The organism is Azospirillum canadense, assembly GCF_025961225.1.
In the GTDB taxonomy this organism is placed as follows: Bacteria; Pseudomonadota; Alphaproteobacteria; order Azospirillales; family Azospirillaceae; genus Azospirillum; species Azospirillum canadense.
On record NZ_JAOQNG010000005.1, the window covers coordinates 374,934 to 387,623 of the forward strand.

The 12,690-nt window shown below is 71.3% G+C and carries 5 protein-coding genes; 4 read left to right on the forward strand and 1 reads right to left on the reverse strand.

Going from position 1 to position 12,690, the window contains the following annotated elements:
• Positions 1 to 55: 55 nt before the first annotated feature.
• From M2351_RS26415 to M2351_RS26430, 4 genes are all read left to right on the forward strand, one after another.
• On the forward strand, positions 56 to 8,590 hold the full coding sequence (locus M2351_RS26415; RefSeq protein WP_264659027.1) for an LPD1 domain-containing protein: 8,535 nt from the start codon (positions 56 to 58) through the stop codon (positions 8,588 to 8,590).
• A 663-nt stretch (positions 8,591 to 9,253) separates the two neighbouring features.
• Entirely contained in the window at positions 9,254 to 10,072 is an 819-nt protein-coding gene (locus M2351_RS26420; protein WP_264659028.1) for a hypothetical protein, read from the forward strand.
• Between the two features lie 331 nt (positions 10,073 to 10,403).
• Positions 10,404 to 11,408 (forward strand): helix-turn-helix transcriptional regulator, encoded by a 1,005-nt coding sequence (locus M2351_RS26425; protein ID WP_264659029.1) that lies wholly within the window; start codon positions 10,404 to 10,406, stop codon positions 11,406 to 11,408.
• Between the two features lie 101 nt (positions 11,409 to 11,509).
• A complete protein-coding gene (locus tag M2351_RS26430) occupies positions 11,510 to 11,869 on the forward strand; it encodes a hypothetical protein (RefSeq protein WP_264659030.1) in 360 nt (119 codons plus the stop codon).
• A gap of 235 nt (positions 11,870 to 12,104) precedes the next feature.
• On the opposite strand, the gene M2351_RS26435 is transcribed toward M2351_RS26430, so the two are convergent.
• Positions 12,105 to 12,527, reverse strand: a complete 423-nt coding sequence (locus M2351_RS26435; protein ID WP_264659031.1) for a hypothetical protein — start codon at positions 12,525 to 12,527, stop codon at positions 12,105 to 12,107.
• Between the last annotated feature and the right edge of the window lie 163 nt (positions 12,528 to 12,690).

Genomic DNA, 12,690 nt, shown 5'->3' on the forward strand with positions numbered 1-12,690 from the left:
CCCCGCGACCGCCGACAGCGCCGCCCTCTCCCGCGCCGCCGCCCTCGGGCAACGCATGCTCGCGGCCACCGCTCCCGACCAGTCCGACCCCGTCGCCGTGGCGGCGCGCCCGCTTCTCCGCCGCCTGAACCGCGACCCGTCACACCTGCTTGACCTCCTGTCCCCGCCGCCACCCGAGGTCACGGCCCTCGCCGCCACGGTCCTGCCCGGCATCGACCCCGACGCCGCGCTCCTCTACACGGCCATTGCCCAGGCCTACGCCGCCGGCCGCCCCTCCGTCCCCTTTCCGGACCTCGCCGCCACGGTCACTGCCTCGCTCGCCACCCACGATCCCGACTGGGCCGCCACCCACTTCATCGCCGCGACCGCCGCCGCCGAACAGCAAACCCGCGCCGACGCCCACCCTTCCGCCTCCATCGCCGCGCCCGCCGGACTGGGCAACGCCGAGCCGCCAACCCCTCCGGCCTCCCCGCTCCGCTTCACCGTCATTGAGACGAAGCACCCCATCAGGCGCATGGACCTGTGGGTTGTCCAGCCCACTGTCCGCGTCGACAGCACCCTGTTCGCCGCCATGATGGACAACGCCAAGTCCCATCGCGGCTGGTATTCCAGCGACAAAGGCAAGGGCGCCGTCCCCGGCTTCCAGTTCCGCTCCGCCGCCGCCGCCCAAGCCTTCATCGCCACCTTCGGCCACCCCCCCGCCTCATCGCTGAAGCTCGACCCGCCCCGCCGCGCTATGCGAAGCGACTCGCCCGCCACCGAGCCGCCCGCATCCCGCCCGCCCACAGCCACCTTGGCCATTCCCAGCGGGGCCGAAAGCACCGCCGACCGCGCAGCGGTCCCCTCCTCCGCGCCACGCGCGGAGGAGGGCCATGCCACCGCGCAAGCCGCCGCGCCGGAGCAACCAGCCCCCCTCACCCCACCCGCCACCCGCCCCGAGCCCACCCACCCCTCATCCCCCTCCCCGTCGTCCCCCATGCTCCTGGACGCCGGCACGAAGATCGGCGGCGCCCGCAAGGATCTCTGGGCGCAGCGCGGCGGACTGACGCTCTCGGATCTCGACGGCATGACCGCGGCCGAGGAGTCCAAATTCGTCACCAAGGAGCAGGTGTGGCCGCGCCCCGACTACGGCGCCCTGATCGCCGCCGGCGAGGACCCCATCGTGGTCCGCCTCAAGAAGACCCTCTACGACGGCCTGGCCACCAAGCCCCGCCACGACACCCCGGACGGTCGCCGCGACTACCTCCGCATGATCGCCGCCGTCCGCGCCGCCGTGGACGGCGCCCGATCGACCGGCGACCTGCAGGGTGTCCGCACCCGCGTCCAGTCCGCCGTCGGTTTCAACGCCAACGCCTCGATCATCGGCCGCGCCGCCCCCTCCGCCGCGCAAGCGGAAGCCCGCCGGGTCTACTTCTCCGCCCTCAAGTCCAGCGACAAGCCCCTGTTCATCACCGCGACGGAGATCCGCAAGGCCCAACAGGACGTAGCGTCCGGCTGGCCCGCGCCCGAACCCTGGCAGCGCCTCTTCGACGTCCACACCGACCACCGCGGCGGCCTCTTCGTCACGAACAAGGGCCAACGCGCCATCGTCGCCGACGACTTCGCCGACCGCGAGGCCGCCATCGCCTGGTGCACAGCACACGCCGAAACCCTTGCCGCCAACACCGCCGCCCGGACAGACGCCAACCCCACGCCGACCACCCCGCACCGTCCCCACCTCGACGGCATTCTCCGCACCGGCCCCGACCGCCGTCAGGGCCGCGACATCACCTCGGAGGACTTCCGCACGGAGTTTGGCTTCCGCGGCGTCGAGTTCGGCAACTGGGTCGCATCCGACGAGCGACAGAAGGCCGTCAACCACGCCTTTGACGCCCTGCACGACCTCGCCGACATCCTCAACGTCAGCCCCAAGGCCCTGAGCCTGGGCGGCTCCCTCGCCGTCGCGTTCGGCGCCCGCGGCAACGGGGCTTTCGCCGCCCACTACGAGCCCTCCCGCCGCGTCGTCAATCTGACGAAGATCCGCGGCGCCGGAGCCCTCGCCCACGAATGGGCGCACGCGCTCGACCATCATTTTGGCGAACTGGACAACGACGCCGCCAATACCGGGGCGTCCGTCTACGTCTCCTCGCGCACGAACGACACCGCCTACGGCAAGGCGACGACGCGCATCGACCGCACGACCGGCAAGCCAGCCGTCACCCCCTGGCGCCCGAATCTCCGCCCGGAGGTCGCCGCCGCCTGGGCCACCGTCCTGAACAGCCTCTTCACCCGCCCGCAAACCCTCGATGAGGCGATCGCCCGCCGCGAGGAGAGCATCGCCGCCATGGAGGCCCGCGTCGCCAAGTACCGCGCCGACATCGCCAAGGTTGAAGCCTCCGCCGCCCTGCGCGTGAACAACGCCACGTTCCTGCGCTCCGCCAAGGATTACATCCAAGCCGCCGAATCCCGCGAACTCCCCGACCTGCGCGCCAGCCTCGACCGCCTTCGGAGCGGCGCCGACACCACACCCAACCGCCCGGTCGCCACCGACTATGCCACGGAAGCCGGTAAGCTCTCCGGCAAGTCGGGCGACTACTGGACCCGCCCGACCGAGATGCTGGCCCGCGCGCTGGAGAGCTACGTCTTCGACCGCATCCAGGCCCGCGGCGACTCCAGCCCGTACCTCGTCCAGGGCGTCGAGTCCGACCGCTTTGCCAGCCCGGCCTACAAGGGCAACCCCTACCCCACCGGCCCCGAGCGCACCGCCATCAACGCCGCCCTCGACACCCTCTTCGCCACCATGCGGGAACGCACCAACGACCAGGGCCTGCCCACGCTCTACGACGTCGCCTACCACGGCAGCCCGCACGACTTCGACCGCTTCAGCCTTGACCACCTCGGCACCGGCGAAGGCGTGCAGGCCTTCGGGCATGGCCTGTACTTCGCCAGCAGCCAGACGGTCGCGGAATGGTACCGCGACCGTCTGGCCGGGACGAGCTGGCGCGTCGGCAACCGTGTCGCCAGCATCGGCGACCTCCCCAAGGTTGTCGAAGAGGAGCTTGGCCCGGAGGCTGCCGCCGTCGCGGATCACGTCCAGTACCTGTTGACCAGCGGCTACGGCGTGGACGACGTGTTGCGCAACGCCGCGCACCGGCAGGACGGCGACGCCATTCGTCTGGTCGCCACCACCATCGAGCGCTTGGGCGAAGTGGACCAGGGAAAGGTGCTGGTTTTCCCCGGCGGCCGGATGCGCCACACGTTAACGACGGACGAGTCTCTCGGAGCCGCCAAGGCCGGCACGGACATCGCGTTCCACATGCGCACGCTGGGCGTGGGCATCGACGACGCCCGTCACATTGCCCTGGAGGAACTTCGGCAGGCCAATATCCATCGCGCCTCGTACCGCACACGCCAGGAGGACCGCCTTGCCAGGGCGCTGGACGGCGACGACGAGGACGCTCTCTTTCGCGCGCGGATGGACCTCCACAACAGCGAGTGGCTGGACCGCGAATACATGGCCGCCGAAGCCATTCTCGCGAGCGACGACACCATCCTGATCGACAACACGCAGCGCCGTGGACGCCTGTATCAGGTTGACCTCAGCCCGGCCGAGGACGAATACCTCGTGTGGGACAAGTCCCTGTCGGAGCAGTCCGAGACGGTGAAAGCGGCGCTCGCCGCTTGCCCGGAATGGACGGCGGTTCCGCCGGAGTGGACGCGTGACTCCGACCCCGGTTCCATCCTGTATCTTCGTCTGGCCTTGCACCTTGGCGGCGGAACGGTGCAGGACCACGCCGCCGCCAGCAAGGCGCTCCACGCCGCCGGCATCCCGGGCATCAAGTACCTCGACGGAACGTCCCGCTCGCAGGGCGACGGCTCGCACAACTACGTGATCTTCGACGCCACCCTCGTCACGATCACCGCCAAGCACGACGCCATCGCCACCGTCACCCCGGCCCCCCTCACCCCCTCGGCATCGTCCGCGGCGCTGCCGCCGACGCCCGCCGCTCCCCCATCGGCCCCCATCCCCCGCGACCTCGCTGCCTTGGACCTCTCGTCCCTCCCCACCGGCCGCCAGCTGCGCATCGGCACCCTGCGCATTGCCCGTCTCGCCGACGATGTGGTCGCCGTCTCCGACACCGCCCCGGCCGCCCTGGAGCGCCGCCAGGACTGGATGGCCTACTTGCAGCCCCTGTCCGACGCCATCACCCCCACCGCCCCGATCGGCCTGCACGACGCCCTCTACATCGTCGACCCCACGACGTCGCGCTTGACCGCCGGCCTGAACGGCGCCCTCTACCCGGCGCCCACCACGGAGGAAGGCTTCGCCATCGCGATCAGCCTGTCCGCCAACCATCCGGTTCCCACACTGCTGCACGAGCAGTATCATTACCTCTCCGCCACCAACCGCCTTACTCCCGAGGAAGCCCATGCCATCACAAGCGACCCCGCCGTCGAACCCGTCCTCCGGCACATCGACGCCACCTTCCCGACCCTCCCTGGCCCGACACGCGCTGAAGAGCTTGCCGCCTGGACCTTTGCAGGGTCCGCTGCCGTCGCTTCTGCGGTCAGCGCCCACGCCCGTACCACCCCCCTCGCTGGACAGCGGCCCGCGCGACCCGCAGACGGGCCGCCTGATCCTCTCCGACCCGGAACCGATCGACCCAACCGCGATGACGTGGCTCGGGCCCAAGCCCCGTACCGCATAAGCACCGCGCGTCTGGGCCTCAGCCTCTCCACCGAATCGGTTTTCGAAAGCATCGTCGCCGGCGCCATCGGCCGCCGCCCCGCCGCCCATCGCCCGCCGCCCACCCACCGCCGCCACCTCTGGGACGGCCAGCCCATCGACGACACCAGCGTTGCCGCCATCGAGCAGGACGTCCTCGACCGTTTCGGCCGCCCCGGCTTCGCCGCGCTGTCCCTCGTCCTCGACACCGACCTCGCCACCGCCCGCCTCTCCCTCCAATCCTCCACCAGCCCCGACCCCCGCGCCACCGCGGCCCTCGACCACCTCGCCCACCACCTCACAACCCCCTCGGCGAGCCTCCCTCGCACGTCTCGGGAGGCCTCCTCGCCATGGGAGGATTCGCCTCCCATGCCCACGGCACCGTCTCGGAGCGCCACCGAGCGCCGCGCGGCCCCGCGCGCCGCAGGCGCGCTCGTCGATCCCATGCCCGACACCCTGCCCGAGACCGCCTTTCACGGCAGCCCGCACACCTTCGACAAGTTCTCGTTGTCGGCCATCGGCAGCGGCGAAGGGGGCCAACTCTTCGGCCACGGCCTCTACTTTGCCGGCAACGAGGCCGTTGCGCGCCACTACCGCCAGGCATTGTCCGGCCAGATGATGCTCGACGGGGAACCGCTGACCGCCCTAGCGAGCGTGGACGACATGGCCGCGTTCGCCATCCTGCAGCGCGTCCAACGCGGCCAAGGGTTTGACGACGCCAAGCGCAACGCCGCCGCCGAAGTCCGCCAGATCGTCGCTGACGCGATTGCCTCCCTCGCCACCATGCGCGACCTCCTCGGTGTTCGTCAGGAGGGGTGGGGCGACCTCGTTGTCACGGACGAGGAGCTTTCCGCACGGGAGCGCCAGTTTGCCGCCACCAAAGCGGACCTCGACGCACGGTTGGCCGCCATCGAAGCCATGACGGCGGATCGCGTCTCTCTCAACGCCGGCCGCCTCTACACGGTCGACCTCACGCCGCCGGAGGACGCCTACCTCCTCCACGACCAGCCCCTCCACGCCCAGTCCCGCCACGTCCGCGACGCCCTGATCGCCGCCAACCTGATGGCCGCCCCGCCGGAACTCCGCGTGGTGGAGCGCCAACGTGGCCGCGGCACCATGACCTGGACCGACTTCACCCCGGCCTGGGTCGATCCGGCAACGGACCGCGTGGAGAGTTTCTATTCCGGCTTCGAGGACCGCGCAGACGCCGAAGCCCGCATCGACGAACTCCGCGCCCACCACCCCGACCTCCGCGACTGGAGTCGTTACCGCACCACCGGCGCCGCGTTCTATACCGACCTCTGCCGCCACCTCGGCTCCCCCGAGGCCGCCAGCACGGCCCTCCGCGCCGCCGGCATCCCCGGCATCAAGTACCTGGACGGCACCAGCCGCGCCAACGGCGAAGGCTCCTACAACTACGTCCTCTTCGACGACAGCCTCGTCACCATCACCGCCATGCAGGAAGCCCCCGCCCCCACGCCGGCCGCCCCCGCCACGGCCCGCCTGCCCCTCACCGCCCTCCAACTCCCCGCCGACCTCCCCGTGGGTCGCACCGCTGACGTCGGCACGCTGAAGTTGACACGCGTGGAGGCCTCGGTCGTCGCCGTGATCGACACCGATCCCGCCGCCGTGGCGCGCCGCGCCGCCTGGGCCGACCGCCTGAAGCCGCTCCGCGACGACCTGGCGCCCACGGCCCCCTTGCTTCTGGTCGATGGCATCCTCACCATCGACCCCACGACGCAGCGCGTGCTCAGCCTTTGGAACGGCGCGCTGCTCACCGCCTACCAGACGGACGGCACCCCGCAGCACCCCATCCTCGTGGACGTGAACGGCCCTCATCCCTCGGCCACCCTCGCCCACGAGGCCTTCCACCACAACACCAGGACCGGACGCATCACCCATGCCGAATACACCGCTCTCACCGCCGACCCCGCCGTCGCCGCCCTCCGCGCCGGCCTCGACAGCCACCCAACTTACGGGCGCATGTCAACTCCTGCACGGGCAGAGGAAGCTGCCGCCTGGGGCTTTGCGGGATCATCTCACGTCGCTCGACGCATCGGCGCCCTCCCCGCAGCCGCCGACGCTCGACCCGACCAGCACGCAGGCAACGCTGCTGCCGGACGCCGCCCCGACCGGCCTGGACTTCCTGTAAGCGTCCACGCCGAGGCTCCCTACACCATCGACAGCACCAGCGCCGCCTTCACCCCGGCCACGGCCACCCTCTTCCGCAAGCTCGTCTCCGGCGAGATCGGCCGCCGCCTGCCCAGCGCAGACCCAAGCTGGGAACAGGACCTCCCCGCCTTCCTGACCATGGCCCGCCCCACGCCGGCCGCCCCCCTCAGGACCACCATGACCGCCATGGCCGAAGCCCCCCTCGCCCAACCCGTTCAGCCCTCCACCCCATCCCCCTCGGCCTCCACCCGGCCACGCGCAGCGCCAGCCGCCCCCGCGGCGGCCCCGACCCCAAGCCCGTCCCCCATTCCCGACAACACTCTCCCGTTCCCCCGCTCCGAGGCTCCCGTGTCCGACACCAACAGCAAGAAGCCCTCCACGGCAGCCCCTTCCCAGCCGTCTTTACGCGCCGTCGCACCCACCCCGACGACACCGCCCACCGTGCCGCCAACCTTGGCCGCCACCATCGAGGCCGCCGTCTCCGACCCCGACCCGGTCCGCGCCGGCTGGTTGGCCGGTGAAGCCGCTCGCTGGGCCGCCAACCTCATGGACCGCGCCGGCGACGCCTTGCTCCAGCCGCCCCCACCGGCCCTCGACACCCTCCGCCAGGGCCTCGCCGACACACGAACCGCCTTCCACGACGCCCGAAACGCCCTCGCCGCCACGCTCGGCACGGCCTTCCTTTCTCCCGACGCCGCCGCCGCCCGCCTGCGCACCGCGCTGAGCGCGGCCGGCGGCGGCGCTCAGGGCGACATCCTCGCCCGTCTCCAGGCGGACCCCACCGAACTCGGCGTTCTGCGCGGTGGCAAACTGTTCGGCCGCGAGACCCGCGCCGCCGCGCTCGCCGCCATCGCCGCTCTGCCGGAGCGCGTCCGCGCGGCAAGCGCCACGCGCAGCGCGGTCCGCGACGCCGAAGCCGCCGTCGAGGCGCGGGAAGCGGCGCTCGCCGACCCGACCGTCGCCGCTCGGCACGCCGCCGCCGCGACTCTCCAGGACGCCGCCCAGATCCCGGCCGCCGCCCGGCTGCCTGCGGCGCCCCCGCCGAGCATCGCCGCCCTGGGCCTGCCGCCCACCTCGGCCGCCACGAGCCAAACCGCCACCGACGCTCGCCCGTCCGACGGCCCCCGACCGGAAACCCTTTGCCATCGCCTCCTGTGGCTGGCCGCGGAGCGTTTCGACCGCGTGGCGGCGTTGGACTGGAAGCGGCACCTCGCCGCCATCACGCACCCGACCCCGGGCAACCCGCCGAGCGTCCCGCGCGACGCCGTGGACGCCGCCCGCGCCTGGCAGGGGCGTAACGAGCGCCGCGCCGCCCTCGACGCCGCCGTGTCCGCCGCCGTGTCGGCCGCCCGCCCCGGCCCGGCTTGGCTCTTCACGTATCACCGCGCGACCCACCTCGCGACCACCCTGTTCGCCGTGGCTCAGACGGCGGATGCCGCCAGCGACCCCCTCACGACGACGCACGCCCATCAGATCGCCACCGCCGCCGACGCCGTACGCCCCCTCTGCGCCGCCCAGACGCTGCTCGCCGTCCGCAACGACCCCGAACTCCACCGTGGCCTGCTCGCCACCAACCAGTACCCCACCCTGCACACCGTCGCCCAGAACGCCCAACCCGCCGCTCTGGAGCAGCTCGGCACGAGACCGCCCCAGTCCGACGCCGCCGACGCCACGAACGATCACGACCTCGACATGGGGCACGGTATGGGGTGACCGCGTGGGCGCCCGCGTCCGCACCGCGTGTCCGCCACCGGGGCTGCGGAGCACGGCCTTAGGGCCGCGCGTCCGTCATCAGGACGGCGCGCGCTGTCGAGGGCCGTTGCGCAGGGCCACCCAGGTTCCCTGCGCGAGGCGCTTTGGCCGATCCCGACCTCGGCTTTTCGGCCGCATCCGGGTTGGCCGCGCCGACCCCGCGCCCCGAGCGGGCCACCGGCGCCGGCGAACCGGTCGATCCCACCGTCGGCCTCCACCCTTTGAGACGGCGGGCCATCGCGGCGAACCGGGCCCCGTGGTCTGAAGGCACGGCACACATCGCTCCAGCCCCGCTTCGCCAAGGACGCCACGGCCGGGCGATGCCAGCGAAGGCGATCCCCACGTCTTCCGTTCCCGTCTGACGCCGTCCGATCGGAGCGTCGCGACGGTCGCGCGGCCGGCGCCCGGCTCGCCGAGGCAGCGGGCCACACGGCAAGCGCCGGCGCTTTCGCCGTGATCCGCCCCAGCTCGGTCCGAAAGCCCCGGCGCTTTGCGGGCCTCCCAACCACCGCGCAACACGGCGCTATACCGCCGGTGCATGATGACCCATTCCAGGCGCCATAGACCCGCCAACCGCAAATCAATACCGTTTGGCGATCGTCGCCACCCAAAGGGTCCCCCGTCATGCTTCGTCACGGACACCTTGCCGTCCTCCACGCCGCCTTGGTCCTGAGCGCCGGTCTCGTCGCCACGCTTGCCACGTCGGCCCACGCCACCGAGACCGCTGCGGCCGCGACGGAGATCGCAAGCCACCCGCCGCGAAGCGCGGGCCGCTTGGCCGGCGCCTGGGACCACCTCGCCCGGCACCGGGCCGCCGGCGACCACGACCGCGCCGCTGCCAACGTGTGGCTCGAGGCGCAGCCGATCGCCCGCATCACCCCCCTTGAGCCAGCGCCGTGCGGTTCTACGGCCACCGTCGCCGCCGCGGGGGTGGCGGATGGCGCCGCCCGCCACGCCCGCGACGCGCGCCCGCACCCCATCACCACGACCATCCACGTCATCACGGTCCAGGCCGCGGACGTCGCGGCGGTCTTCACGGCTCTCAACAACGGCCAGACCGCCACGCCGGAAACCACCCTGGGCGCGCTGAGGACGGTTGCGCCGGCGGGCATCGTGACGCGCCTGGACCCGTTCGGGTCCACGCTCGTCCAGACCACCGCCACCCTCACCGGCACGTCGGGCGAGACGGCCAGCGGAGACGATCAGGCGCCGGGGCATGACCTCCTCGCCACCGGTACCCCAGCCCTGACCAACGATGGGCGCCTCGGCGTCGCCGACGACGTCCGGTTCACCACCGACGACACCGACGCCGCACGGGACCGGACCGGCCGCGCCATCACCCGCTACGCCACCAGCCTCTCCGTCGCCCCCAACGACACGGTCGTCGCCCTCGCCTTCAACACGGGCCCCGCGACCATCCTCCTCCTGCCGCCGACCTTGTGATCCGCCCCCCCGCCCTGCCGACGGTGGACGGCGCCAGCCACGCCTTCCGCACCCCATCCCCACGCCGTTGCCGGATCCGCATTTGAATAAAATACTAGCTTTTAACGATGCCCGATGGGCGCGACGTCTGGAAGAACTCGTTGTGCTTTGCCGGGCCGGCCTCGCCTGGACTGCAACAATTACAAATGGCCATACACCTGTATGGCGTTGCTATACTTGCCAAGAGCCACGTTTGCGCTTCCGTTTCTAGTCCATTTGATGTAGGTATCGCTTCGAATTCCGATGGAACCTCGTTTGTGATTTGCGCCCAGGGAGTAATGCTTTGTTAACCATGCCCGCCATTGTCCCTGCCGCGATGCGCGATCTGGTCCATCTGTCGAACGCGTTCCACGGGGATCTCGTCATTTCCGGGCCGGACGACGTGGTCGCCTACGCCGCCCCGCTGGTCCCGCACGGGTCCGCGTTCTGCGCCTTCCTGGGCGCAATGACCTACTCTGATCTTTACTGGGGAGCCATCGCGCATGGCCTGCTGCGGTCGACCGACCTGCGCGTGGCGCCGGACGATTGGTTCCAGCTGGCGCTTGGCGTCCGTCGCACCGTTGACGTCCTCGATGTTCAGACGCCGTCCCGGACGACGCGGATCCTGTGTCAGCGCCGGCGGCTTCCCAATGGCTGGACGGTCCACCTGCGCCTCGCCCTCGACGCCGTTCGCGCGGCCGGGGCTGCGCCACTGTCCGTGTTCGATGCGATTGACCGGTCGCGCGAAACCGCCCGCCTTGCGGCGGCGCTGAACCACCTGCCGGTCGGCGTGCTGTTCACCGACCGGCGCGGCCGTGTGCGCTGGATGAACGACACGGCCTCCACCTTGCTCGCGGACGGCACCAGCGTCAGCGCGCCGGCGCAGCGTCTGCAGTTTGCCGACCGGGCGGTGGGGACCACGTTCTTCGCCGCCGTTGACGGCGTTCTGTCCGGCGGCGCCCCCGCCTATGTCGCGGTGCCGCACCGTGATCAGCACCGCCTCCTGTCCGTGACCGCCGCGCCGTATCCCGGCGAAGCGATGGTCCTCTTCGCGCCGGACGATCCCACCGACGCTCAGCTCGATGAGGCGCTCGCGGCCCTCGGCCTGACGCGCACGGAGCGCCGGATCGCCGCGTCGGTGGGACGCGGCGAGACCCCGAAGTCGATCAGCGCCACCACGGGACAGGCCGTCAACACGATCCGCTGCCACCTCGCCAACACGTACCGCAAGCTCGGCTTGAACATGGGCGTGACCAGCCAGCGTGACCTCGCGCGTCTTGTCGGACAGGTGACATCGATCGCCGGGATTTGCCGGTAACGGCCCAACTGAAGCGGGACCCCCTCATGCACATACGCCGCGTGCCCCGGTCGGCCGGGCCTCTCGCCTCCGTGAACGCGCTCGCTCCAGAGGTGCGGACCATGACCAACTCCTTCGACGACGACGACGCCCTCCTCATGAGCACCCCCCCTGACCGCTCGGCCAAGGCTGGCCGCCCGCCGATTCCGCAAGGCACCGCGATGTTCGACCTGTCCCACGCGATTCCGGTTGACCCGGAGGAAACGTACCAGGAAGGCGACATCTTCGTGTATCCGGATGGCGTCCGCTTCTGGCGGATTGAAGAGGTTTATGACGACGGGGCCTGCAGCGGCCCGATGGTCGCCGCCGACTTCCCGTTCGTCGGGGAGGGCTGGCAGGTCCTCATGCCCGAGGACATGTGGGCCGAGCAACTCCGTCTCGTCGCCGGACCCTCCCTTCCACCGACCGGACCGGCCAATTGAGGCGTCCGCGCGACCTCCACCGCGCCACCGCATCGCCCCACAGGAGCTCCGGGACCGTCGTACCGCCGACCAGGCCTTGCCGTGTCGGCGCCGCCGACGGCAGCCGTGGCGTCCGTGGGGTACGCGCACCGTGCGTGCTTTGCCACTCATCCGGGAGCACCGTCCAGGCCGCCCTTGGTGCGCCCGATGGCCGGACGTCCTGCGTGTTCGGAGAAACGTCCGCCATGGTGACGCTCTATTGGCGGCGCGACAGCATCCGCTCCATCACGGCGTTGACCAACTCGTCGACTTTGGCCAGCCGGCACCCGTAAAGCTGACAGCTTCGCAGCGACCGGCACGCGTCCGGACAGATCGCCGCCACCGCACCTCTGGGCACGTACGGCTTGCCGTACACCTCAGCCAGCAGCGAATCGACGCGCGCCGGGTCATACCCCCACTCCACGAGGATCACGCGAGCCGCAGCGATCACAGGCAACGGCAGCGTCAGCGGCAACCCCGGGCGGTTGAAGCGCCGCAACACCCCAAGCATCGCGTCACCCCCCGCGCTCCCCACCACACGGCCATCCCCAGCCGCCCCGTCCTCCTTTGCTCGGAGGTATGCGTCGACCAGCTGCCATGCCGTCGCCGCCATTCTGGACACATTGTCCGTGCCACCCATGCTCGCTCCCACCAGACGCCGACCCCAGACCGCTCTTCTTCTGCCTTAACCGTCGGTTCGCCCTCTTGGCCACCGCTTGCCGGAGCAAGCACGCCGCATCACCGACACCACCATCCCAACCAGTCACTCCTCTGCATCCATTTCCGGACCCTGTCCAGCGCCA

Bases quoted from the DNA above. Each gene is read 5' to 3' on its own strand.
- M2351_RS26415 (WP_264659027.1), top strand. From the start codon at position 56: ATGCTCGCGGCCACCGCTCCCGACCAGTCCGACCCCGTCGCCGTGGCG.
- M2351_RS26420 (WP_264659028.1), top strand. From the start codon at position 9,254: ATGCTTCGTCACGGACACCTTGCCGTCCTCCACGCCGCCTTGGTCCTG.
- M2351_RS26425 (WP_264659029.1), top strand. From the start codon at position 10,404: ATGCCCGCCATTGTCCCTGCCGCGATGCGCGATCTGGTCCATCTGTCG.
- M2351_RS26430 (WP_264659030.1), top strand. From the start codon at position 11,510: ATGACCAACTCCTTCGACGACGACGACGCCCTCCTCATGAGCACCCCC.
- M2351_RS26435 (WP_264659031.1), bottom strand. From the start codon at position 12,527: ATGGGTGGCACGGACAATGTGTCCAGAATGGCGGCGACGGCATGGCAG.